Here is a 22,286-nt window from a genome sequence, read left to right as displayed (position 1 = left end):
GTGCCTCCCGCGGCGGGTCCGGCCACCGGTCGCGTGCCGGCGCGCCTACCGTGGCGCCGTGGTCGCCGCGTGGGTCCTGGTCGCGCTCGCCGCGCTGGCGGCCCTCGCCTGCCTCGCCGCCGCCCGGCGGCTGGCCCGGCCGGGCGGGCGCCCGCGCCGGGAGCGGTCCCGCCCCGGCCGCGGCGCGCGGGGCCACTGACCGGCGCCCGGCTACGGTGACGGGCATGTCTCCCCGGGACGCCGGCCGGTGACCGGCCCGACCGACCTGCCCGTCGCCGACACCGTCGACGTCCGCTCCGGACCCGAGGTCGCGCACGACCTGCTGTCGGTGCTGCCGCTGCTGGGGGAGTGGCACGGCGAGGGCGTGCTCGCCGGGGGAGACACCGGCGACCGGCGCTTCGGCCAGTGGATCCGCTTCGCACACGACGGCCGCGACTTCCTCGCCTACGAGTCCCGGACCTGGCTGATCGGCGACGACGGCCGGGTCGAGGGCCCCGCCGTCCGCGAGACCGGCTTCTGGCGGCCCCGCGGCGAGGACGACGTCGAGCTGCTGGTGACCAGCCCCGAGGGCCTGATCGAGCTCTACGTGGGCTCGGCGCGGACCACCACGAGCTGGGAGCTCACCAGCGACGTGGTGGCCCGCACGCCCGACGCGCCGGAGACCACCCGGGCCGTGCGGCTCTACGGCATCGTCGAGGGGGCGCTCATGTACGCGATCGACCGGGCGGGGGCCGACACCCCGCTGCGGCCCATGATGTCGGCGCGGCTGGAGCGGCTGCGGTGAGCGTCCCGGTGAGCGGCTCGGTGAGCACCCCCCGCCAGGTCGCCGACCGCTACGTCGACGACGTCTGCGACCTCGACCCCATCGTCGCGACGTCGCTGGGGACCCGGCCCGGCGACGACCGGCTGCCCGACCTGAGCCCCGACGGGCTGGCGGCCGAGGCCGACCTGACCCGGCGGACGCTGGCCGAGCTCGACGCCGTCCTGGCCGCCGACCCCGCGCTGGCCGACGCCCCCGTCGAGCGGCGCTGCGCCCGCCTGCTCCGGGAGCGGCTGGGTGCCGAGCTCGCCGCGCACGAGGCCGGGGAGGGCTTTCGCGCGCTGTCGAACCTGTTCAGCCCGGTCCACTCGGTGCGCCAGGTCTTCCTGCTCATGCCCACGGCCACCGAGGACGACTGGTCGGTGGTCGCCCGCCGCATGGCGCGGATCCCGGGGGCCTACCGCGGCTACCTCGACACGCTGCGCGAGGGCGCCCGGCGCGGGCTCCTCGTCGCACCGCGCCAGGTGTCGACCGTCGTCGGGCAGCTCGACGAGTGGCTGTCCGGACCGTTCTTCGGCGGCCTGGCCGCGTCCGGTCCCGAGGCGCGCCGGGGCGAGCTGGAGGCCGCCGCGCGGTCGGCCGACGCCGCGGTGGCCGAGGTCCGGGACTTCCTCCGCGACACCTACCTGCCGCAGGCGCAGCACACCCCGGACGCCGTCGGCCGGGACCGCTACGCGCTCGCCGCGCGCCGCTGGAACGGCTCCGACCTCGGCAGCGGGGACGGCCTGGAGGAGGCCTACGCCTGGGGCTGGGCCGAGCACCGGCGGATCCTGGCCGAGCAGCGGGCCGAGGCCGAGGCGCTGCGTCCCGGGTCGACCCCGCGCGAGGCCATGGCCTGGCTCGACGAGCACGGCCCCGCGGTCGACGGCGTCGAGGCCATCCGGCAGCGACTGCAGGCGATGATGGACGAGGCGATCGCCGCCCTCGACGGCACGCACTTCGACCTCGCCGAGCCGGTGCGCCGGGTGGAGGCGATGATCGCCCCGCCGGGCAGCGCGGCGGCGCCGTACTACACCCGCCCCGCGCTGGACTTCTCCCGTCCCGGCCGCACCTGGCTGCCGACCCTCGGCCGCGAGCGCTTCCCGCTGTGGGACCTGGTCTCGATCTGGTACCACGAGGGCGTCCCCGGCCACCACCTGCAGCTGGCGCAGTGGGTCTACGTCTCCCGCGACCTGTCGACCTACCAGACGTCGCTGGGCTCGGTGAGCGCCAACGTCGAGGGCTGGGCGCTGTACGCCGAGCGGCTCATGGACGAGCTCGGTTACCTCACCGAGCCGGGCGCGCGGATGGGCTACCTCGACGCCCAGCAGCTGCGCGCGATCCGGGTGGTGATCGACATCGGCATGCACCTGCGGCTGCCGGTCCCCGACGACGCCGAGGGCGCGCTCGCCGCCCACCGCGGGCAGCCGTGGACGCCCGAGCTCGCGCGGGCCTTCGCCGGCGACCACCTGGGCAGCGACCCGGCGTTCCTCGACAGCGAGCTGATCCGCTACCTGGGCCTCCCCGGTCAGGCGATCAGCTACAAGCTCGGCGAGCGCGCGTGGCTGGCCGGCCGCGCCGCGGCCCACCGCGCCCGCGGCGCGGACTTCGACCTCAAGGCGTGGCACATGGCGGCGCTGTCGCAGGGTTCGCTCGGCCTCGACGACCTCGAGGCCGAGCTCGCCCGGCTCTAGTCAGGACGGCGCGAGCCCGACCAGGCGGGCCAGCTCGGCCGTCGCCCGGGCGAAGAAGCGGTCGCCGTCCTCGACCGACCCGACCAGCTGGCCGAACAGCTCGAAGCCCACCGTGCCGAACAGCGCGCAGTAGGCGAGCAGGGCGCGCACCCGGACGGCGTCGTCGATGCCCGGGGCGTCCTGCCCGAGGATCTCCACGGCGGCGTCGCCGAGCAGGCCCGGCTCCCGGCCGCCGTCCCCGGTGAGCAGCCCGGCCCGGGCGGCGTCGCCGAGGATCCGGCCGAGGACGATGCCGACCCGCGACGCCGCCGGCACCGTGTCCCGCGGCGCGGCGTAACCGGGTACGGGCGAGCCGTAGAGCAGCGCGTACTCGTGCGGGTGCGTCCGCGCCCAGTCCCGCACCGCGGCGCACACCGCCGACCAGCGCCGCTCCGGTGCCGCGGCGGGGTCGTCGGCGGCCTCGGCCGCGGCACCGAGGGCGTCGTAACCGTCGATGATCAGCCGGGTCAGCAGGTCGTCGCGGCTGGGGAAGTAGCGGTACACCGCCGACGACGCCATCCCCACCTCCCGCGCCACCGCGCGCAGCGAGAGGGCCGCGGCGCCGACCTCGGCCAGTTGCCGGCGCGCGGCCTCGGTGATCTCGGCGGTCAGCTCGGCGCGGACGCGCTCGCGGGCAGTGGGCACGCCCGGATGGTGCCGTATCGAGAGCGGTGCACGCAAGTGCGAGCAGCGTTCTTGACAGGCAGTCGAGCAGGTGAGATCGTCGTTCGCGAACGAGAGCACCGCTCTCGTCGGAGCGGACGAGGAGTCCTCATGGCACTGCACGTGATCGTGGGCAAGGGCCCGGTGGGCACGACGACGGCCGAGCTGCTGGCCGCCCGGGGCCACCAGGTACGGGTCCTCTCCCGCAGCGGCGGCACCTCCACCGGCACCGTCGAGCACCGCCGGGTCGACGCCGCCGACGCCCGGGCGCTCACCGAGGCCGCGGCCGGCGCCGCCGCGCTCTACAACGCCGTCAACCCGGCCTACCACCGCTGGCCCACCGACTGGCCGCCGGTCGCCGCCGCCCTGCTCGCGGCCGCCGAGCGCACCGGCGCGGTGCTGGTGACGATGTCGAACCTCTACGTGTACGGCCGGCCGACCGGGCCGATGACGCCGGACAGCCCGCTGGCGGTCACCGACACCAAGGGCCGGGTGCGGACGACCATGTGGCGCGACGCGCTCGCCGCGCACGAGGCCGGTCGGATCCGGATGACCGAGGCCCGCGCCGGGGACTTCGTCGGACCGCAGGTCCCGCCCGCCCAGTCGCACCTCGTGCGCCAGCTGGAGACGCTGCGCCGCGGCCGCCGCGCCTGGGTGGTCGGGGACCCCGACGTGCCGCGCAGCTGGACCTACCTCCTCGACGTCGCCGCCACGCTGGCCGTCCTGGGCACCGACGAGCGGGCCCTGGGCCGCGCCTGGCACGTGCCGAGCAACCCGCCGCGCTCGCAGCGCCAGGCCCTCGCCGACCTGGCCCGGGCGATGGGCCGCCCGCCGGTGCCGGTCAGCGGCATCCCGTGGCCGGTGCTCTCCGCCCTCGGGGTGGTCGCGCCGAAGATGCGCGAGATCGTCGACGTCCGGCACCAGTTCGACCAGGAGTTCGTCCTGGACGCGACGGCGACCACCGAGACCTTCGGCCTCACCGCCACCCCGTGGGACCAGGTGGTCGCGGCGACGGTGGGCGCCCCGGTGGCGTCCCGGGCCTGAGTGCCCGGTGGGGTCTCCCCGGACGGCGGGCGCTCAGCGGACCCGGTCGACGACGTTGACCGGGTCGCTGTCCGGCGTGACCGGGTCGCCGGGCCGGGCCGGGGCCACCTCCAGCCGGCTGGCCAGCAGCGCGTCGACAGCCGCCACGGTGCCGCCGACGTAGGTGCTGGTCAGCGCGGGGTCGGTGACGACGCACCAGGCGCGGTCGGCCGGCCACCACAGGGAGGCGCTCTGCTCGCGCGGCTCGGGGGCGAAGTTCTCGGCGGCCCGCTCGACCGGGCCGCGCACCAGCAGCAGGTCGGCGCGGGGCAGCAGCAGCCGCGGCAGGTCGGCGACAGCGCCGTCGTCCCAGCCGAACCAGCACTCGCCGGGGGTGGTGGTGTGCCCGGCGAGCACCGCGGCCAGCTCGCGGGCGACGTGCGCGGGCAGGTGCCCCTCGGCCGGGGCGTCGTTCCACAGCCCGGGCTGGTCGGCCTCGCCGAGGTGGTCCCAGGAGCCGGTGATGCCCGGCCACTGCATCAGCCGGTGCGGGGTCGTGCCGTTGGCCGCGGCGACCTCGTCCCAGCGGACGTGCACGTCGGCGTCGCCGTCGTAGCGGACGGCGGGGTGGAACACGCGGGCGGCGGCGGCGAAGCCGGCGGGGAGGAGCGCGGCGACGGTCTCCGGCGGAGCCCGGCGGACGGACTCGGCGATCCAGCGGCCGGCCGGCGCGGTGCGCCCCACGATCGACACCGGGCGCTGCCCCCTCCCCCGGGAAACGGACAACCCCCGGGCTGCTCCGCGGCGCCGTCCCGGTACGGGTGGCAGCTCGCGGGCCGACTGGACAAGTGTCGGCGGCCCGGGGGTCGGGTGACTGTCCGGTTCTCGCTCGCCGCCGTACGACGGACGGGCGATCATGCCGTCGTTCGGATTCCACTCCGAACGGGCGGCCCATCTGGACGGCGGCTAGCGGACAGCCACCTCACGAGTCCGATAAGCATGCAAAGTACGGACCACCTCCTCTCTCGTGTACCTCGACGGTACGACGTGGTTCCGGGGTCGGCAACGACGTTCTTCAGCCGTCGGCGGAACCCCGGCGTGGCGAGGGAGAGCCGGGCGTGTCGGACCCCCGCTGGTAGACGTCGGGGATGTCGTCGTGGTCGGCGTCGACCTGCTCCATCTCCCAGATCTGCCGGTACCGGCGGTTGCGGAGCCGCAGCACGATCGTGGCCAGCAGGGCCGACAGCAGGGTGCCGAGGAGCACACCGACCTTGACGTGCTCGTCGCGCTCGCTCCCGACGCCGAAGGCCAGCTCGCCGATGAGCAGGGACACGGTGAAACCGATGCCGCCGAGCAGCGCCAGGCCCACCACGTCGGGCCAGCCCAGGTCGTCGGCGAACTCCGCCCGGGTGAACCGGGTGACCAGCCAGCTCGCCCCGACGATGCCGACGACCTTGCCCACGACGAGGCCGGCGATGATCCCCAGGGTCACCCGGTCGTTGATCGACTCGACCAGCCCGGACAGCCCGCCGACGGTGACCCCCGCGGCGAAGAACGCGAAGACCGGGACGGCGAAGCCCGCCGAGATCGGGCGGAACCGGTGCTCGAGGTGCTCGGCCAGGCCTGGCCCGGCGCCGGGTCCCCCGGCCGCCTCGCTGCGGACCACCGGCACGGTGAAGGCGAGCAGGACGCCGGCCACGGTCGCGTGCACGCCCGACTCGTGGACGAACACCCAGGTGAGCACCGCCAGCGGCAGCAGCAGCCACCACGAGCGGATCCGCTTCTGCACGAGGAACCCGAACACCGCCAGCGGCACCAGGGCCAGTGCCAGCCAGCCGGCGGCCAGCGACGTCGTGTAGAAGACCGCGATGATCGTGATGGCCAGCAGGTCGTCGACGACGGCGAGGGTGAGCAGGAACGTGCGCAGCGCGCTGGGCAGGTGGGTGCTGATCACGGCCAGGACGGCGAGGGCGAAGGCGATGTCGGTCGCCGTCGGGATCGCCCAGCCGCGCAGGGCGTCCCCGCCCCCCAGGTTGATGACCGTGTAGAGCACCGCCGGCACGATCATCCCACCGACGGCGGCGGCCACCGGCAGTGCCGCCCGGCGGGGGTCGCGCAGGTCGCCGCCCACGAACTCCCGCTTGAGCTCGAGCCCGGCGACGAAGAAGAAGATCGCGAGCAGGCCGTCGGCCGCCCACGTGCCCAGGCTCAGGTCCAGGTGCAGCGAGGCCGGCCCGACACGGGTGTCACGCAGCGCCTCGTAGGCCGCCGACCACGGCGAGTTCGCCCACGCGAGGGCGATGACGGTGCCGATCAGCAGCAGGACGCCGCCGACGGTCTCCTTGCGCAGGATGTCCGCGATCCGGCTGGTCTCGGTCCACGAGCCGCGGGCGAACATGCGGGTGGATCCGTGAGGGGCGTTCATGGGGCGGCTCCGGGGCGGTGGGTCGGGTCGGACACCGCCGACCAGACTTCCCGGCACACCCGGGGGAAGCCTAGCGGCGGGGTCCCGTCGTCGCCGTCCGGAGCCGGGGCCGTCCGTAGAGTGGGCGCCGTGGACCCCCGCCCGGCACCGCCCCCGCGGGAGCGTTCTCTCCGGCCGGCCGAGCTGGCCGGCCGCCGCGTGGGCGTGTGGGGTCACGGCCGCGAGGGCCGCGCCGCCGTCCGGGCCGCACTGGCCGCCGGGGCCGCCGGGGTGCTCGTCGCCGACAGCCGCCCGGTCGACCCCGCGTCCCTGCCCGAGGGCGTCACCGCGACCACCGACGCCGCCGACCTCGCCGGCTGTGACGTCGTCGTCCGCTCCCCGGGGATCAGCCCGTACCGCGAGGACGCGCGGCAGCTGGCCGACCGGACCGTGGTGACCACCGGCACCGGCATGGCGCTGGCCGAGGCCGCCGCGCGGGGCGTCCCGGTGCTGTGCGTCACCGGCACCAAGGGCAAGAGCACGACCAGCGCGCTGGCCGCCGCCGTCCTCACCGCGGCCGGGCGCCCGGCGGTGCACGCCGGCAACATCGGCACCCCGCTGCTCGACGTCCTGGCCGACGTGGGGGACCGGACGCTCGTCGTGGAGATCTCCAGCTACCAGGCCGCCGCCGTGCCGGACTTCGCCGGCCGTGGGGCGCTGACCTCGCTGGCGCCCGAGCACCTGGACTGGCACGGCTCGGAGGCGACCTACTTCCGCGACAAGCTGCGGGTCTTCACCGCCTGCCCGGAGCGGTCGGTGGTGGTCAGCGCGCAGGCGCGGCCACTGGCCGAGCGCCACCTCGACCCCGCCCAGCTGGTCGACCCCGCCGAGGTGCTGCCACCCGGCCTGGCCGACCGGGCCCGCCCGGTGCACCTGCCCGGCGCGCACAACCGCAGCAACGTCGCCGTCGCGCTGGCCGCCTGCGCGCTGCTCGGCCTCGACCTCGCCGCGGCCGCCGACGCGGTCACGGCGGCGGTCGCGGGTTTCCGCGCGCTGCCGCACCGGCTGGCGCCCGTGGCCACGCTGGGCGGCGTCACCTTCGTCGACGACACGCTCTCCACCACGCCGGTGTCGGTGCTCGCCGCGCTCGACGCCCTGGCCGACCGCCCGGTGACGCTGATCGCCGGCGGCCAGGACCGGGGGCTGGACTACACCGGCCTGGCCGCGGCGTTGGTGCAGCGGCGGGACTCCGTCGCGCTGGTCACCGTCCCCGACACCGGGGGGCGGCTGGCCGACGACGTCCGCCGGGAGGCCGCCGGGGCGGCGGTGCGCCTCACCGAGACGCAGTCCCTCGCCGAGGCGGTGGCGGCGGCGATCGCCGGCACGCCGCCGGGCGGGGTCGTGCTGCTCTCGCCCGGCGCCCCCAGCTACAACCGCTACCGCGACTTCGAGGAGTTGGCAGCCACCTATGAGCACGTCCTCGCCGATGCCGGCGCCGAGCGTGTCTGACCGCCCGGGCACCGGCGCCTTCGTCGTCGCCGGCCGGTCCCTGGACCGCGCCACCGGCGAGGCCGCCTTCACCTACCGGCTCGGCGACGACGAGTTCACCGAGCGGCTGACCCTCGACCCCGCGCTGCTGACCGGCCCGGCGCCCGCGCAGCTCGACGCCGCCCTCGACCTGGTGCACCTGGTCATGGGCACCAGCTACTACAAGCTGGCCGCGCCCGGCCGGGTCGTCGTCGAGCGGCCGGTCACCGCCGCCCAGCTCGCCGTCGCGCGGGCGGCCTACACCGACGGGCTCGGCGAGTTCGCCGCGGTGAACCGGCTGCCGGTGCCGCACCGGGTCGAGTTCGACGTCGAGGTCCGCCCGGCCGGCCCGGCGCCGTCCCCCGGCACCCGCGGTGCGCTGCTGCCGGTCGGCGGCGGCAAGGACTCCGCGCTGGCCCTGGTCGTCGTCCCCGACGGCACCGCCCTGGCGGTCAACCCCACCGGCGCGCAGCGCGACGTCGCCCGCGCGGCCGGTGTGCCGCTCCTCGAGGTGCGCCGCCGGCTCGACCCGCTGCTGGCCGAGCGCACCGCGCAGGGCGGCCTCAACGGGCACGTCCCGGTGACCGCGATCAACTCCGCGATCGCCACGCTGGTGGCCGTGCTCGGTGGCCACGACCCCGTGGTCTTCGCCAACGAGCGCTCCGCCGACGAGGAGACGCTCACCGTCGACGGCGCGAGCGTGAACCACCAGTACTCGAAGTCCTTCGCCTTCGAGCGGCTGTTCACCGCGGCCGCCGCCGAGGTCGGCACCGGCTACTTCAGCCTGACCCGGCAGCTGTCGGAGCTGGCCACGGTCGCCGCCGTCGCCGCGCTACCACTGCGCTCCGACATCCTCAGCTGCAACCGCTCCTACACCCAGCGACACCTGGGCGGGCAGGCCGAGCAGCGCTGGTGCCTGCACTGCGACAAGTGCCTGTTCACGTTCCTCTGCTTCGCTGTCTTCCTCACCCCCGACGAGGCGCACGAGGTGTTCGGCGGCAACCCGCTGGACGACCCCGCGCTGGCCGACGGGTTCCGCAGGCTGTGGGCCACCGAGAAGCCCTTCGACTGCGTGGGGGAGCGGGCCGAGAGCGCCGCGGCGATGGCGCACCTGGCCGCCAGCCGCTCGTGGGGTGACGCGCCGGTGGTGCGGCTGCTGGGCGCCGAGGCCGCCGACGCCGCGGAGGTCACCGGGGCCACCGTCGCCCGGTTCCTGCCGCCGCGTGGCGAGCACGGCATCCCGCAGCGGTACCTCGAGGCGCTGCAGCGGGTGCTGGCCGGCTCCCGCAGCGCCGTCGCCTAGCCCGGCCGGAACTACGCTCGTCGCCGTGGGACCGGAGCACGGGACGGCGCCGCTGGCCGAGCGGCTGCGGGCGCAGGGACTGCGGCTGACGCCCCAGCGCCAGCAGGTGCTCGCCGCCGTCGCCGCCCTCGACCACGCCACCCCCGAGGCCATCGGCGCGCGGCTGCGCGAGCAGGCCGGACCCGACGGCGCGGCCCCCGACACCTCGACGGTCTACCGCACGCTGGAACTGCTCGAGCGGCTCGGCCTGGTCTGGCACACCCACCTGGGCAAGGGAGCGCCGGTCTACCACTCCTCCGAGCACCCGCACCTGCACGTGGTCTGCGCCTCGTGCGGCGAGATCTCCTCCGCCGACCCGGGTCTCCTCGACGCCGCGGCGGAACGTCTGGCGGCCGACCTGGGTTTCACCGTGGACGTGGGGCACGTCGCGCTGTCGGGGACGTGCCGTCGATGCAGGGAAGCCGGGACGGAGAACCCATGACCACCTCACCGCTGGCCGCGCGAGCAGGCGCCGTCGTCGCCGAGGGCGCGACCGTGGCCGCCCACCTCGGCGACCCACTGCGCGAGCAGCGGCTGCTCGCCGAGCGCGCCGGCTGGGTCGACCGCAGCGACCGGGACGTGCTCACCGTCCCCGGCGCCGACCGGCTCACCTGGCTGCACAGCCTCACCAGCCAGCACCTCGAGCGGCTCGCCGACGGCACCGGCACCGAGGCGCTGGTGCTCTCGCCGCACGGCCACGTGGAGCACCACCTGGTCCTCGCCGAGCTCGCCGGCACCACCTGGGCCGACGTCGAGCCCGGCACCGGGGCCGCCCTGCTGGCCTTCCTGCAGCGGATGGTCTTCATGCTGCGCGTCGAGCCGGCCCTGGTCACCGGCGAGTGGGCGGTGCTGTCGCTCGTCGGCCCGCGCGCGCCGGAGGTGCTGGCCGCCGCCGGGCTGCCCGCGCCCGCGGCCCCGTACGCCGTCGCCGCGCTGCCCGACGGCGGCTGGGCGCGGCGGATGCCGCCGCTCGGCGACGGCGGCGCGACCGCGTTCGACCTGCTCGTCCCCCGTGCCGACCTCGCCGCCCGCGCCGACGCGCTCTCCGCCGCGGGTGCGGGCGCCGCGGGGCTGGACGCCTACGAGGCCCTGCGGGTCGAGGCGCGCCGCCCGCGGCTGGGCACCGACACCGACCACCGCACCATCCCCAACGAGCTGGAGTGGCTCACCAGCGCCGTCCACCTCGACAAGGGCTGCTACCGCGGGCAGGAGACCGTCGCCCGCGTGCACAACCTCGGCCGCCCGCCGCGGCGGCTGGTCCTGCTCCACCTCGACGGCGTCAGCGAGGACCTGCCCGCCCCGGGCGCCCCGGTGCTGTCCGGGGCCCGCGAGGTGGGCCGCGCCGGCACCGTGGTGCGCCACCACGAGCTGGGCGTCGTCGCGCTCGCGCTGGTCAAGCAGTCGGTGGGCGCAGCCGCCGAGCTCACCGTGGGCGGCTCGCGCGCCGTCGTCGACCCCGACGACGTCCCGGCCGCGGTCGACGACACCCGGGCCGCCGCCCGCGACCGGGTCCGGGCCGTCCGGTCTGCCACCATCGGGCGGTGACCTCGCTGAGCCCCGACCCGACGCCCGCCGGCGGTGCGGCCGTCGACGAGCTGCTCGACCCCGCCTTCCTCCGCGCCGTCGAGCAGCGGTCCATGTCCGACGTGCGGCAGCTGCGCCGCCGCGCCGAGCAGGAGGAGGTCAACCTCTCCTACACGCGGCGGCTGCTGCAGGGCCGGCTCGACATCGTGCGCCGCGAGCTGCAGCGCCGGGCCGACCAGGACGGCCGCTCGCTGCTCGACCTGCTGCCGGAGATCCTCGCCGAGAAGGGCCGCGGGCCGGCGCACGGCCTGGGCCGGCACCAGACGCTGCAGCCCGCCGCGCCCGGCGTCTACGAGTCGTGGGTGCACGGCCTGACGCCCGACGTCGACCTGTCCGACGTCGCCGCGCTCCCGGACACCGACCTGGAGCGGGCCGCCCGCGCGCTCGCCGCCGCCGAGGGGTCGCTGTCCGAGCGCCGCCGCGGCGTGCAGCAGGTCATGGACACCCTCGCCGGGGAGCTCGCCCGCCGGTACCGCAACGGCGAGGCCGACGTCGCCGCGCTGCTCGCCGCCGAGGGTCGATGACGGACTGGCCCGACGCGCCGGTCCTCGTCGAGGTGTGGCGCTCGGGGTTCCTGGAGTCGGTGCACCGCGGCGCCGTCGTCGTCGTGGACCCCGACGGCGCGGTGCGCTGGTCGGCCGGCGACGTCGACCGCCCGGTCCTCCCGCGGTCGGCCAACAAGCCCGTGCAGGCCACCACCTACCTGGCCGCCGGCTGGGTCCCCCGCTCCGGCGAGGAGCTGGCGATCGCGGCCGGCTCGCACCTCGGCGAGGACGGCCACCGCGATCTCGCCGAGGGCATTCTCGCCGCCGCGGGCCTGGACCCGTCGGCCCTCGGCTGCCCGCCGGCCCTGCCCGGACACGAGCCGACCCGCGCCGCCTGGCTGGTCGCCGGCCGCGCGCCCGAGCGGCTGGCGATGAACTGCTCGGGCAAGCACGCGGCGATGCTCGCGGCCTGCGCCGCCGCCGGCTGGCCGACCGAGGGCTACCTGCAGCGGGAGCACCCGCTGCAGCAGGCGATCGAGGCCCGCCTGGGCGCGGCGGCGGGTGAGCCGGTGGCGGCCGTGGTCGTCGACGGGTGCGGCGCGCCGCAGCACGGGCTGTCGCTGACGGGGCTGGCCCGCGGCGTCGGCTCACTCGTGGAGGCCCCGGCGGAGAGCCCGGAGCGGGCGGTGGCCGACGCGGTCCGGGCGCACCCCTGGTACGTCGCCGGCACCGGCCGGGAGGACACCGACCTCATGACCGCCGTCCCGGGCCTGCTCGTGAAGGGCGGCGCCGACGGCGTGCACGTCGCCGCGCTGCCCGGCCGCGGCGCGGTGGCCTTCAAGCTCGACGACGGCGGCGACCGCGGCCGGGCCCCGGTGCTCGCCGCCGCCCTCCGCCGGCTCGGTGTCGACGCCGGCGTGCTGACGCCGTGGTCGGCTCCGCCCGTGACCGGTGGCGACGGCGTCGTGGGCGAGGTCCGGCCGTCGGCCGTGCTCGCCGACTGACCTGCGGGGAGGGAGCGACACGCCGGGTGTGAGGCGACTCACGGAGGACTGCTAGCAGCTGCGCTTGCAGTTGCTAGCACCCCTGCCTACCGTCGAGTACGTGCAGACCCCCGGCGAGTTCGTGAGCGGTCAGGTGAGGTCGGTCCGCGAGAAGGTGGACCAGTTCGCCGGCAGCGTCGCGGAGACGGTCGCGGCCGAGGCCCAGCAGGTCTCGACCGTGCGCTCGCAGGTGGGGGAGTTCATCCGGGAGCAGCGCAGCGCCGCCCGGGTGTCCCTGCGCGAGCTCGCCCGCGCCGCGGGAGTGAGCAACCCCTACCTCTCGCAGGTGGAGCGGGGGCTGCGCAAGCCGTCGGCGGAGATCCTCGCCGCCATCGCCAAGGGACTGGAGATCTCCGCCGAGACGCTCTACGAGCAGGCGGGCATCCTCGACCGGCGCGCCGGCAACCCCGACACGGTCGCGGCCATCCGGTCCGACGACCAGCTCTCCGAGCGGCACAAGGCCGTGCTGCTCGAGCTGTACGAGACCTACGTCCGCGAGCACGCCACCGCTCCCCGCGGATCCGTGAGCACCGCCCGGGACCGCACGCCCGGGGACGACCCGAACCCCTCCAAGGAGACCGCATGACCACCGCCACCTCCCTCCTCGAGCAGGTCGCCGAGCGCGGCCGCACCCCGCTGCTGGTCGCCGTCGGCGCCGGTGACCTCGCCGTCGAGCAGGCCCGCACCGTCCTCGCCTCGCTGCGCTCGCGCGCCGTGGCCCTCCCCGGCGAGGCCCAGGTCCAGGTCGACCTCGCCACCCGCGAGGCCCGCACCCGCGCCGAGCAGGCCGCCGACCGCGCCCGCCAGCTGGCCACCGTCGTCCGCCCCGACGCCGTCGTGACCACCGTCAACGGGCTGGTCGAGCAGGCCCGCACCCAGGCCGTCGGCACCGTCGAGGCGCTGGCCGAGCGCGGCGCCGACGTCCTGCAGGAGCTGCGCCGTCAGCCCGGCCTCCGCCGCTTCGTGGTGCGCGCCGAGCAGGCCGTCGACACCGTCGAGGACGCCGTCGAGGAGGTCATCGAGGAGGCCGCCGAGGCCGTGACCGAGGCCTCCGACGAGATCACCTCGCGGGTCCAGAAGGCCGCCTCCCGGACGACCAAGGCCGCCGCCAAGGCCGAGGCCGCGGTCGAGGAGACCGCCGAGCAGGCCAAGGCCACCCTCGAGGAGACCGTCGAGGCCGCCGACCAGGCGACCGCCAAGGCCGCCCGCAAGCCCGCGAAGCGCACCACCGCCGCGCGCTCGTCGGCCGCCAAGGGCACCTCGGCCCGCGTCACCCGCACCCGCACCACCAAGAAGACCACCGACTGACGAAGGACCCTCCTGCTCCTGCAGGAGGGCCGCGACCCAGGGTGACGATCCAGGGCCCCGGAGCTGCACGTCGCGCTCCGGGGCCCTGTCGCGTCCCGGGACGGTGTCCACCCGTCGGAGGCAGCCCGAGCACCGCTCCGGCGGGTACCCTCCGGGCATGTCCTTCGACGCGATCGTGCTGTTGGCGCTCTACTACGCCACGCAGGCGCTGACCGTCTGGGCACTCGTCGACGCCGTGATCCGCCCGGCCGCCGGGTACGTCGCGGCCGGCAAGCTCAGCAAGCCGGCCTGGGCGGCCATCACCGCGCTGGCCGCGGTGGTCATCTACCTGCAGGGCCCGATGACCTTCCTCGGCCTGCCCGCGGTCATTGCCGCCGTCGTCTACCTCGTCGACGTGCGCCCGGCCGTCCGCGGCGTGCAGCGGGGCAACAGCAGCTGGTGACGCAACGGCCGGCTCAGTACCGGTCGTCGCGCGGCATGAACGCCCACAGCACCAGGTAGGCGATGAACTGCGGCCCCGGCAGGATGCACGAGACCACGAAGGCCAGCCGCAGGGCCCCGGTGGAGATGCCGTAGCGGCGGGCGATGCCGGCGCAGACGCCGGCGATCATCTTGTTGCGGGTGTCGCGGGCCAGCCGGCGCGGAGCCGGTGCGGGATAGGTCATGTCCCGACCCTAGGTGCGGCACCGGCCGCCGGGCATCGGGGAAGACCCTGGTCAACGGCTGAACACACCCGGAGGCGGTTCCGGGGAGGCCACCGCCTGCGCGTCCCGGACTGGCGGCGCGTCGCCCGCGAAGCGCGCCAGGTCCTCGCCGGCCACCACCCGCGCCGGCATCGGGTCGCCCGCGCAGCGCCGGGTCAGGGCGGCCACCGGCAGCGGCGCGTCGGAGGCCACCGTCACCAGGTTGCCGAAGCGCCGGCCGCGCAGCGTCCCGGGCTCGGCCAGCACGCAGACGTGCGCGAACACCGCCTGCAGCGTGGCCACCTGGCCGCGGGCGAAGCGCAGCGGCGGCCCGTCGGCGACGTTGGCGGTCAGCACGCCGCCCGGCCGCAGCACGCGGCGGGCCTCGGCGGCGTACTCGACGGTGGTCAGGTGCGCCGGGGTGCGGGCCCCGGCGAAGACGTCGCTGACGACGACGTCCGCGCTGCCGGTGGGCAGGGCGGCGAGCCCGGCGCGGGCGTCGGCGGCGCGCACCCGCACCCGCGCTCCCCGCGGCAGCGGCAGGTGGGCCCGGACCAGGTCGGTGAGCCGCTGGTCGGCCTCGACCACCCGCTGCCGCGAGCCCGGCCGGGTGACGGCGACGTAGCGGGCCAGCGTCAGCGCACCGCCGCCCAGGTGCACCGCGTCGACCGGCTCCCCCTCGGGAGCGACCAGGTCGAGGACGTGGCCCATCCGGCGGACGTACTCGAACTCCAGGTGCGCGGGGTCGTCGAGGTCCACGTGCGACTGCGGCGTCCCCGCCACCACGAGCACCCAGGAGCCGTCGCGGTCGGCGTCGCCGAGCAGCTCCGCGGTGCCGCCGTCGACCTCGGTGGGGCCCGGTGGCACCACCGGCGTCCGGTCCCTCCTCACCGCGGCGCGACCGCGGACCAGCGGACGCTGAGCTCGCCGTGCCGCCAGCGCCGGGTGGTGCCGACCAGCGGCCAGCCGTCGTCGGCCAGCGTCTGCACCGCGGCGACCCAGCGCTGCCGCGGCCCGAAGGTCGACAGCCCTGCCGCGGCCGCCCACGCGGCGTCGAACGCGCGCAGCAGCTCGTGCACCGGCTGCCCGGGCACGTTGTGGTGGATCAGCGCCTTGGGCAGCCGCTCGGCGAGGTCGGAGGGCCGGTCGAGGTCGGCGACCCGCGCGGCGAGGGTGAGGGTGAGTGGCCCGTCGGCGTCCAGCGCCACCCAGCTCGCCCGCCGTCCCCACTCGTCGCAGGTGCCCTCGACCAGCAGCCCGCCCGGGCCCAGGGCGGCGCACGTGGTCTCCCAGGCGCGGGCCGCGGACGCCTCGTCGTACTGGCGCAGCACGTTGAACTCGCGCACCAGCACCGGCCGCAGCCCGGCGAGCTCGAAGCCGCCGACGCGGAAGTCGACGCGCGGCGGGTCGCGGTCCTCGGCGACGGCGTCGACGCGGGCGGGGTCGATCTCCAGGCCCACGACCTCGAGCCCCGGCACCTCGGGGCCGAGCCGGTCGGCGAGCTCGAGGGTGGTCACCGCCGACGAGCCGTAGCCCAGGTCGACCACCAGCGGGCGGACGGCGTCACGCAGCCGCGGGACCTGCGTGGCTAGGATCCAGCGGTCGACCCGGCGCAGGCGGTTGGCGTTGGTGGTGCCGCGCGTCGGCAGGCCCAGGGCCCGGGCGCGGCCCGCGGCCAGCCGGGGGTGGGCCCTGCGCGGTGCCAGGTTCGCCCGGCGCTTGTGCTCGCTGCCGCCCTCACTCACCGGACCCGAGGGTAGTCGGCCTCCCGGGTCGCCTCGCCGCCCGCGTCCACCCCGTGCGGCCCGGCCACCGATCGGCGTGACCCGATTACCGTGGGGCGGTGCTCGTCCGATCCGACGCCCGTCTCGCCGACCTCACCACCCTCGGGGTGGGTGGGCCCGTGCAGCGGCTGGTCGAGGTCACCGACGCCGCCGACCTGGTCGCCGCCGTCCGCGAGGCCGACGAGGCCGGCCGGCCGCTGCTGGTGCTCGGCGGGGGCTCCAACGTCGTCGCCCCCGACGCGGGGTGGGACGGCGACGTCGTGGCCGTGCGCAGCCGCGGCGTCGAGCGGCGCGGCGACGTCCTCGAGGTGCAGGCCGGGGAGGACTGGGACGACCTCGTCGCGTACACCGTCGAGCAGCAGCTGGCCGGGATGGAGGCGCTCTCGGGCATCCCCGGCTCGACCGGCGCCACCCCGGTGCAGAACGTGGGTGCCTACGGCCAGGAGGTCGCCCAGACGATCACCGGGGTGCGGGTGTGGGACCGCGCCGAGAAGACCGAGCGGACGCTGGCCACCGCCGAGTGCGACTTCGGCTACCGCGACAGCCGGTTCAAGCGGGAGCCCGGCCGCTTCGTCGTCCTGACCGTGACCTTCGCGCTCGAGTCGGGACCGCTGTCGCGGCCGGTCGGCTACGCCGAGCTCGCCAAGCGGCTGGGCGTCGACCTGGGTGGCCGGGCGCCCCTGGCCGACGTCCGCGCCGCGGTGCTCGACCTGCGCCGGGGCAAGGGGATGGTCGTCGACCCGGCCGACCCCGACACCCGCAGCGCCGGGTCGTTCTTCACCAACCCGGTCGTCCCGGCCGGGCAGGCGGTGCCGGGGTGCCCGAGCTGGCCGGCCGGCGACGGGCGGGTCAAGCTCAGCGCCGCGTGGCTGGTGCAGTCGGCGGGCTTCGGCCGCGGCACCCGCGAGGGCCGGGTCGGGACGTCGTCGCGGCACAGCCTGGCGCTGACCACCGAGCCGGGTGCCACGGCGGCCGAGCTCATGGCCTTCGCCGACCGCGTCGTCGCCGCCGTCCACGACCGCTTCGGCGTCACGCTGGTCCCCGAGCCGCAGCGGCTCTGACGCCGTCGCCCGGCGTCGCCGCGCGGTGCCCGACCTCGCGCTGCAGGGTGAGGTCGGGCACCGCGGGGTGCGGTCGCCGCGCGGTGTGGCCGTTCACACCACCGGGGACCCCAGTTCGCGCAGGTGCGGCCGGCTGCGCGGGGTCACTCGGACTCGCGGTGCACCTTGTGCTGGGCGGCCTGGGCGCGCGGCCGGACGACGAGCAGGTCGACGTTGACGTGGTGCGGCCGGGTGAGCGTCCAGGCGATGCAGTCGGCGACGTCCTCGGCGACCAGCGGCTCGCGCACCCCGCGGTAGACGGCGTCGGCGGCCTCCTGGCTGCCGGTGCGGACGAGCGAGAACTCCTCCGTCCGCACCATCCCGGGCGCGATCACGATGACCCGCACCGGCTCGCCGACCAGCTCCAGCCGCAGGGTCTCGGCCAGGGTGTGCACGCCGTGCTTGGCCGCCGTGTACGACGCGCCGCCCTCGTAGCTGACGATCCCCGCCGTGGAGCCGACGAACAGCACGTCGCCGGCGCCCGAGGAGCGCAGCGCCGGCAGGAGGGCCTTGGTCAGCCGGACGGTGCCCAGCACGTTGACGTCGTAGGTCCGCGCCCACGAGTCGAGGTCGGCCTCGGCCACCGGGTTGACGTCGAAGGCGCCGCCGGCGTTGTTGACCAGGACGTCGACCCGGGGGACCGCGGCCGCGAAGGCCCCGACGGAGGCGGCGTCGGTGACGTCGAGCGGCAGCGCGCGGCCACCGATCCGGTCGGCGAGCGCGGTCAGCCGGTCCAGCCGCCGGGCGCCCAGGACGACGTCGAACCCCTCGGCCGCCAGCCGTTCCGCCGTCGCGGCGCCGATGCCGCTGGAGGCGCCGGTGACGACGGCGGTGCGCCCGGACCCGGGCAGCGGGGCGGGGCCGGAGGGTGAGAGATCGCTGACACCGGGCATGTGGCCATCCTGTCGCTGTTGCAGGATGGAGAGCCGACAGGGGTGCCGCGACGGCGCTCCGGACGGGGACGAGGCGGGAGGTCGGAGTGCCTGCTCGCCGTCTCCTGCCGCACCGTGCGCCGCGCCGGGTGGCGACCATCTCGGTGCACACCAGCCCGCTCGACCAGCCCGGCGCCGGCGACGCCGGCGGCATGAACGTCTACATCGTCGAGGTCTCCCGCCGGCTGGCCGCTCGCGGCATCGCCGTCGACGTCTTCACCCGCGCCACGTCCAGCGACCTGCCGCCGGTGGTCGAGATGAGTCCCGGCGTCTGCGTGCGGCACGTCAGCGCCGGGCCGTTCGAGGGCCTGGGCAAGGACGAGCTGCCCGCCCAGCTGTGCGCCTTCACCGCCGGCGTGCTGCGCGAGGAGGCCCAGCACGAGCCCGGGCACTACGACGTCGTCCACTCGCACTACTGGCTCTCCGGCCAGGTCGGCTGGCTCGCGCGCGACCGGTGGAGCGTGCCGCTGATCCACACCGCGCACACGCTGGCCAAGGTCAAGAACGCCGCGCTGGCGGACGGCGACCGCCCCGAGCCGCGGCTGCGGGTGATCGGCGAGGAGCAGGTGGTCGCCGAGGCCGACCGGCTGGTGGCCAACACCGAGGAGGAGGCGCGCCAGCTCGTCGAGCACTACGGGGCCGACCCGCGGCGCACCCTCGTCGTCCCGCCGGGGGTCGACCTCGACCGGTTCGCGCCCGGCGACCGCGCCGCGGCCCGCCGTGCCCTGGGCGTGCCCGCCGACGCCGTCGTGCTGGCATTCGTCGGTCGCATCCAGCCGCTCAAGGCGCCCGACGTGCTGCTGGCCGCGGCCGCCCGGATGCTGGAGGACGACCCTTCCCTCCGCGGCCGGCTGCAGGTGCACGTGGTGGGGGCGCCCAGCGGCTCGGGTCTGGAGGCGCCGCGCCAGCTCGAGGAGCTGGCCGCGTCCCTGGGCATCGCCGACCTCGTGCGCTTCCTGCCGCCGCAGCCGCCCGAGCGGCTGGCGCTGCACTACCGCGCCGCCGACGTCGCCGTCGTCCCCAGCCACAACGAGTCCTTCGGCCTGGTCGCGCTGGAGGCACAGGCCTGCGGGACGCCGGTGGTCGCCGCCGCGGTCGGCGGCCTGCCCACGGCGGTGCGCGACGGCGTCTCGGGGGTGCTCGTCGCCGGCCGCGACCCCGGTGCCTACGCCGCCGCCATCCGCTCGGTGCTGGCCCGGCGGCCGCTGCTGGCCGCCGGTGCCCGCCGGCACGCCGCGGACTTCTCCTGGGACCGCACCGCCGACGCCCTCGTCGCGGCCTACGCCTCGGCCGCCGCCGAGATGGCCGCGGCCGCGCGCCGCGCGCTGCGGCCGGTGGTCGGGGTCCCGCTGGGCACGCAGGTGGCCTGGTGACCGGCGGCACGGACGACGCCGAGCGCCCGGCCCGGGCCGACGTCGTGGCCCGGCTCGACGCCGTCGTCGACCGGACGCTGCGCGAGGCCGAGCTGGTGCACGAGCACCCGGCGCCGGGCCGGTGGCTGGTCGACCTGCCCGGCACGCACAAGCTCAAGACGGTGTGCGGGCTGGTCGTCGGCGAGCACGCGCTGCGGGTCGAGGCGTTCGTCTGCCGCCAGCCCGACGAGAACCGCGAGCAGCTGTGGACCCACCTGCTGCAGCGCAACGCCCGCATGTACGGCGTCGCCTGGTCGATCGACCGGGTCGGCGACATCTACCTGACCGGACGGCTGCCGCACGCCGCGGTGACGCCCGAGGAGCTCGACCGGGTGCTCGGCGCGGTGCTCAGCTACGCCGACGACTCCTTCAACACCCTGCTGGAGATCGGGTTCGGCACGTCGATCCGCCGCGAGTGGGAGTGGCGGGTCCGGCGCGGGGAGTCCCTGCGCAACCTCGAGGCGTTCGCCGCCTTCGCCCGGGCCGGCCGCACCGACCGGCAGGGTGACGGGGGAGGGGATCCCCCGGACGGCGGGGGATGACCGCCACCGAGCGGGACGGGGCGCTCGCCGAGGCCGAGGAGCGCCCCGGCTACGCCCGGCGGTGGTGGGTGCTGGCGACCATGACCATCTGCCTGCTCGTGGTGATCACCGGCAACACCACGCTCAACGTCGCCATCCCCACACTGCAGCGCGAGCTGGGCGCCACGCAGGGCGAGCTGCAGTGGGCCGTGGACGCCTACATCGTCGTCTTCGCCGGGCTGCTGTTCTCGTGGGGCGTGATCGGTGACCGGATCGGCCGGCGCCGGGTGCTGCTGGTCGGCCTCACCGTGTTCGCCGTCGGGTCGGTGTTCGCCGCGTTCTCCGGCAGCCCGCTCGAGCTCATCCTCTGGCGCGCGGTGATGGGGGTCGGCGGCGCCGCCGTGCAGCCGACCACCCTCGCCGTCATCACCAACGTCTTCCCGGCCGGTGAGCGCGGCCGCGCGATCGGCATCTGGGCGGCGACCGCGGGGCTCGCCGTCGCGGGCGGCCCGCTGGCCAGCGGCGCGGTGCTCACCCACTTCTGGTGGGGCGCGGTCTTCCTCGTCGGCGTCCCGGTGGCCGTGCTCGGCGTCGTGGGCACGCTGGCGGTCGTCCCCGAGTCCCGCGACCCGTCGCCGGGCCGGCTCGACGTCCCCGGGGTGCTGCTGTCGATCGTGGCCCTGGCCGGCCTGGTCTACGGGATCATCCACGCCGGCTCCGGGGTGGGCTGGGCGACGCCCGGGGTGCTGGTGCCGCTGGCCGGCGGCGCACTGCTCATGGCGCTGTTCGTCTGGCTGCAGCGGCGCTCCTCGCACCCGGCGCTGGACGTCTCGCTGTTCCGCGTCCCGGCCTTCTCCGCCGCGGCCGCCGCCCTCGGCCTGAACTTCTTCGCGCTGATGGGCGCCACCTTCTACCTCGTCTACTACCTGCAGGGCGCCCGCGGCTACGACCCGCTGCAGTCGGGTGCCGCGCTCATCCCGGTCGCGCTCGGGATGGCGCTCATGGCGACGCGCAGTTCCCGGCTGGCCGAGCGGTTCGGCGCCAAGGCCGTCTGCGCCGGCGGGTTCGCCCTCATCACCTTGTCGTTCCTGGGTTTCCAGCTGCTCGACGAGGCGGCGCCGCTGTGGCTGCTGGTCACCGTGCTGAGCGTGCAGGGGCTCGGCATGGGCGCGGTCATGGCGCCGGCCACCGAGTCGATCATGTCGGTGGTGCCGCGGGAGAAGGCCGGCGCCGGTGCCGCGGTCAACAACACCGTCCGGCAGGTCGGCGGCGCGCTGGGGGTGGCCATCCTCGGCTCGCTGCTGGCCACCGCCTACGCCGCGAACGTCGGCCGGGCCGTCGACGTGCTGCCCGCGCCGGTCCGCGACGAGGCCAGCACCTCGATCGCGGCCACGCTGGAGGCCGCCCGGGCGACGGCGGTGCAGGCCCGCGCGGCCGGCGACGAGGCCACCGTGGCCGCGGCGGTGAAGCTGGAGGACACCGCCCGCGACGCGTTCGTCTCGGCGATGCACCTGACCGCCGTCGGCACCGCCACCGCCTCGGCCGTCGCCGCCGTCGTGGTGCTCGTCTGGCTCCCCGGCCGCCGCCGGCCGGGGACAGGGGCGCCGTCCGCGGCCTAGCGTGGGCGGCGTGCAGGAGCCACCCGCGCAGCAGGAACGGCTCGGCCGGGCGCTGATCGGCGTGGTGGCCGCCTCCGGCCTGGTCTACCCGCTGCTGCTGTGCGCGGTGCAGCTCGTGCTCGCGCAGCTGGTCGTGGTCGACGTGGGCGCGACCGTGCTGTGGCTGGGCGTGGCGCTGACCTGCAGCGTGGCGCTGGTGGCCGCGGTGCGCTGGGGTGCGGCCCGCCGGGTGCGCAGCCCCTGGCTGCTGGTGGGCCTGGCGCCGCCGGTGCTCTACGAGGCCTGGGTGCTCTGGCCGCTGGTGACCCGTTAGGCCGCCTCGGC

The 22,286-nt window shown here is 76.5% G+C and carries 25 protein-coding genes; 18 read left to right on the top strand and 7 right to left on the bottom strand.

The features are described from left to right. The first annotated feature begins 58 nt into the window (after positions 1–58). The 3 genes from ACI78U_RS16080 to ACI78U_RS16070 are packed head-to-tail and all read left to right on the top strand — an operon-like array spanning position 59 to position 2,493. Entirely contained in the window at positions 59–199 is a 141-nt protein-coding gene (locus ACI78U_RS16080; RefSeq protein WP_456876342.1) for a hypothetical protein, read from the top strand. Between the two features lie 48 nt (positions 200–247). After that, positions 248–784 (top strand): FABP family protein, encoded by a 537-nt coding sequence (locus ACI78U_RS16075; RefSeq protein ID WP_456876341.1) that lies wholly within the window; start codon positions 248–250, stop codon positions 782–784. Beyond that, positions 781–2,493 carry a DUF885 domain-containing protein gene (locus tag ACI78U_RS16070; RefSeq protein ID WP_456876340.1) on the top strand — a complete coding sequence of 571 codons (1,713 nt, stop codon included), beginning with the start codon at positions 781–783 and terminating at the stop codon, positions 2,491–2,493. The genes ACI78U_RS16075 and ACI78U_RS16070 overlap by 4 nt, the downstream gene beginning before the upstream one ends. Here the strand turns inward: ACI78U_RS16070 and ACI78U_RS16065 are convergent, their stop codons facing one another. Continuing rightward, a complete protein-coding gene (locus ACI78U_RS16065; protein WP_456876339.1) occupies positions 2,494–3,177 on the bottom strand; it encodes a TetR/AcrR family transcriptional regulator in 684 nt (227 codons plus the stop codon). Between the two features lie 129 nt (positions 3,178–3,306). Between ACI78U_RS16065 and ACI78U_RS16060 the strand changes: the two genes are divergently transcribed. After that, positions 3,307–4,239, top strand: coding sequence for an NAD-dependent epimerase/dehydratase family protein (locus tag ACI78U_RS16060; RefSeq protein WP_456876338.1), 933 nt, complete (start codon positions 3,307–3,309; stop codon positions 4,237–4,239). A gap of 33 nt (positions 4,240–4,272) precedes the next feature. On the opposite strand, the gene ACI78U_RS16055 is transcribed toward ACI78U_RS16060, so the two are convergent. Both ACI78U_RS16055 and nhaA read right to left on the bottom strand, forming a co-directional pair. Beyond that, positions 4,273–4,971 carry a hypothetical protein gene (locus tag ACI78U_RS16055; protein WP_456876337.1) on the bottom strand — a complete coding sequence of 233 codons (699 nt, stop codon included), beginning with the start codon at positions 4,969–4,971 and terminating at the stop codon, positions 4,273–4,275. A gap of 322 nt (positions 4,972–5,293) precedes the next feature. Further along, positions 5,294–6,643, bottom strand: a complete 1,350-nt coding sequence (gene nhaA, locus ACI78U_RS16050; RefSeq protein WP_456876336.1) for a Na+/H+ antiporter NhaA — start codon at positions 6,641–6,643, stop codon at positions 5,294–5,296. 129 nt (positions 6,644–6,772) lie between these two features. On the opposite strand from nhaA, the gene murD reads away from it, so the two are divergent. The 9 genes from murD (at position 6,773) to ACI78U_RS16005 (ending at position 14,353) form a co-directional block, all read left to right on the top strand. Beyond that, positions 6,773–8,131, top strand: coding sequence for a UDP-N-acetylmuramoyl-L-alanine--D-glutamate ligase (murD, locus tag ACI78U_RS16045; protein ID WP_456876335.1), 1,359 nt, complete (start codon positions 6,773–6,775; stop codon positions 8,129–8,131). Then, the gene (locus ACI78U_RS16040) at positions 8,124–9,452 is read left to right on the top strand and encodes a hypothetical protein (protein ID WP_456876334.1); all 1,329 of its coding nucleotides are present in this window, start codon (positions 8,124–8,126) and stop codon (positions 9,450–9,452) included. Before murD ends, ACI78U_RS16040 begins: the two co-directional genes overlap by 8 nt. 25 nt (positions 9,453–9,477) lie before the next feature. Then, a complete protein-coding gene (locus ACI78U_RS16035) occupies positions 9,478–9,933 on the top strand; it encodes a Fur family transcriptional regulator (protein ID WP_456876333.1) in 456 nt (151 codons plus the stop codon). Further along, entirely contained in the window at positions 9,930–11,036 is a 1,107-nt protein-coding gene (gene ygfZ / locus ACI78U_RS16030; protein WP_456876332.1) for a CAF17-like 4Fe-4S cluster assembly/insertion protein YgfZ, read from the top strand. Before ACI78U_RS16035 ends, ygfZ begins: the two co-directional genes overlap by 4 nt. Continuing rightward, entirely contained in the window at positions 11,033–11,599 is a 567-nt protein-coding gene (locus tag ACI78U_RS16025; RefSeq protein WP_456876331.1) for an RsiG family protein, read from the top strand. Before ygfZ ends, ACI78U_RS16025 begins: the two co-directional genes overlap by 4 nt. Beyond that, entirely contained in the window at positions 11,596–12,564 is a 969-nt protein-coding gene (locus tag ACI78U_RS16020; protein ID WP_456876330.1) for an asparaginase, read from the top strand. The genes ACI78U_RS16025 and ACI78U_RS16020 overlap by 4 nt, the downstream gene beginning before the upstream one ends. 100 nt (positions 12,565–12,664) lie before the next feature. Next, positions 12,665–13,189, top strand: coding sequence for a helix-turn-helix domain-containing protein (locus ACI78U_RS16015; protein ID WP_456876329.1), 525 nt, complete (start codon positions 12,665–12,667; stop codon positions 13,187–13,189). After that, complete coding sequence (locus ACI78U_RS16010) at positions 13,186–13,911, top strand: hypothetical protein (RefSeq protein ID WP_456876328.1); 726 nt, start codon at positions 13,186–13,188, stop codon at positions 13,909–13,911. The genes ACI78U_RS16015 and ACI78U_RS16010 overlap by 4 nt, the downstream gene beginning before the upstream one ends. Positions 13,912–14,068: 157 nt before the next feature. Beyond that, positions 14,069–14,353 (top strand): DUF2516 family protein, encoded by a 285-nt coding sequence (locus ACI78U_RS16005; RefSeq protein ID WP_456876327.1) that lies wholly within the window; start codon positions 14,069–14,071, stop codon positions 14,351–14,353. A 13-nt stretch (positions 14,354–14,366) separates the two neighbouring features. Here the strand turns inward: ACI78U_RS16005 and ACI78U_RS16000 are convergent, their stop codons facing one another. From ACI78U_RS16000 to ACI78U_RS15990, 3 genes are read right to left on the bottom strand one after another with little or no spacing between them, the layout of a single operon-like run. Beyond that, positions 14,367–14,576, bottom strand: a complete 210-nt coding sequence (locus ACI78U_RS16000; RefSeq protein ID WP_456876326.1) for a PspC domain-containing protein — start codon at positions 14,574–14,576, stop codon at positions 14,367–14,369. A gap of 51 nt (positions 14,577–14,627) precedes the next feature. Further along, positions 14,628–15,464: a spermidine synthase gene (locus ACI78U_RS15995; protein ID WP_456876325.1), complete on the bottom strand. Its 837-nt coding sequence runs from the start codon at positions 15,462–15,464 to the stop codon at positions 14,628–14,630. A 17-nt stretch (positions 15,465–15,481) separates the two neighbouring features. Beyond that, a complete protein-coding gene (locus ACI78U_RS15990) occupies positions 15,482–16,339 on the bottom strand; it encodes a class I SAM-dependent methyltransferase (protein WP_456876324.1) in 858 nt (285 codons plus the stop codon). A gap of 98 nt (positions 16,340–16,437) precedes the next feature. Here ACI78U_RS15990 and ACI78U_RS15985 point away from each other — a divergent pair, with 98 nt between their 5' ends. After that, positions 16,438–17,439: a UDP-N-acetylmuramate dehydrogenase gene (locus tag ACI78U_RS15985; RefSeq protein ID WP_456876323.1), complete on the top strand. Its 1,002-nt coding sequence runs from the start codon at positions 16,438–16,440 to the stop codon at positions 17,437–17,439. Positions 17,440–17,582: 143 nt separating this feature from the next. On the opposite strand, the gene ACI78U_RS15980 is transcribed toward ACI78U_RS15985, so the two are convergent. Further along, a complete protein-coding gene (locus ACI78U_RS15980) occupies positions 17,583–18,371 on the bottom strand; it encodes an SDR family oxidoreductase (RefSeq protein ID WP_456876322.1) in 789 nt (262 codons plus the stop codon). A gap of 86 nt (positions 18,372–18,457) precedes the next feature. Between ACI78U_RS15980 and mshA the strand changes: the two genes are divergently transcribed. The 4 genes from mshA to ACI78U_RS15960 are packed head-to-tail and all read left to right on the top strand — an operon-like array spanning position 18,458 to position 22,275. Continuing rightward, positions 18,458–19,783 (top strand): D-inositol-3-phosphate glycosyltransferase, encoded by a 1,326-nt coding sequence (gene mshA / locus ACI78U_RS15975; protein ID WP_456876321.1) that lies wholly within the window; start codon positions 18,458–18,460, stop codon positions 19,781–19,783. Continuing rightward, complete coding sequence (locus ACI78U_RS15970; protein ID WP_456876320.1) at positions 19,780–20,364, top strand: YbjN domain-containing protein; 585 nt, start codon at positions 19,780–19,782, stop codon at positions 20,362–20,364. The genes mshA and ACI78U_RS15970 overlap by 4 nt, the downstream gene beginning before the upstream one ends. Further along, entirely contained in the window at positions 20,361–21,962 is a 1,602-nt protein-coding gene (locus ACI78U_RS15965) for an MFS transporter (RefSeq protein WP_456876319.1), read from the top strand. The genes ACI78U_RS15970 and ACI78U_RS15965 overlap by 4 nt, the downstream gene beginning before the upstream one ends. 10 nt (positions 21,963–21,972) lie before the next feature. Continuing rightward, positions 21,973–22,275: a hypothetical protein gene (locus ACI78U_RS15960; RefSeq protein WP_456876318.1), complete on the top strand. Its 303-nt coding sequence runs from the start codon at positions 21,973–21,975 to the stop codon at positions 22,273–22,275. Positions 22,276–22,286: the final 11 nt, after the last annotated feature.

Source organism: Geodermatophilus sp. SYSU D00710 (assembly GCF_054050195.1).
Note: the sequence above shows the minus strand (reverse complement) of the source record. Positions and strands in the feature narration are given on the sequence as shown.

Bases quoted from the DNA above. Each gene is read 5' to 3' on its own strand.
- ACI78U_RS16060 (WP_456876338.1), top strand. From the start codon at position 3,307: ATGGCACTGCACGTGATCGTGGGCAAGGGCCCGGTGGGCACGACGACG.
- nhaA (WP_456876336.1), bottom strand. From the start codon at position 6,643: ATGAACGCCCCTCACGGATCCACCCGCATGTTCGCCCGCGGCTCGTGG.
- ygfZ (WP_456876332.1), top strand. From the start codon at position 9,930: ATGACCACCTCACCGCTGGCCGCGCGAGCAGGCGCCGTCGTCGCCGAG.
- ACI78U_RS16020 (WP_456876330.1), top strand. From the start codon at position 11,596: ATGACGGACTGGCCCGACGCGCCGGTCCTCGTCGAGGTGTGGCGCTCG.
- ACI78U_RS16010 (WP_456876328.1), top strand. From the start codon at position 13,186: ATGACCACCGCCACCTCCCTCCTCGAGCAGGTCGCCGAGCGCGGCCGC.
- ACI78U_RS16005 (WP_456876327.1), top strand. From the start codon at position 14,069: ATGTCCTTCGACGCGATCGTGCTGTTGGCGCTCTACTACGCCACGCAG.
- ACI78U_RS16000 (WP_456876326.1), bottom strand. From the start codon at position 14,576: ATGACCTATCCCGCACCGGCTCCGCGCCGGCTGGCCCGCGACACCCGC.
- ACI78U_RS15980 (WP_456876322.1), bottom strand. From the start codon at position 18,371: ATGCCCGGTGTCAGCGATCTCTCACCCTCCGGCCCCGCCCCGCTGCCC.
- ACI78U_RS15965 (WP_456876319.1), top strand. From the start codon at position 20,361: ATGACCGCCACCGAGCGGGACGGGGCGCTCGCCGAGGCCGAGGAGCGC.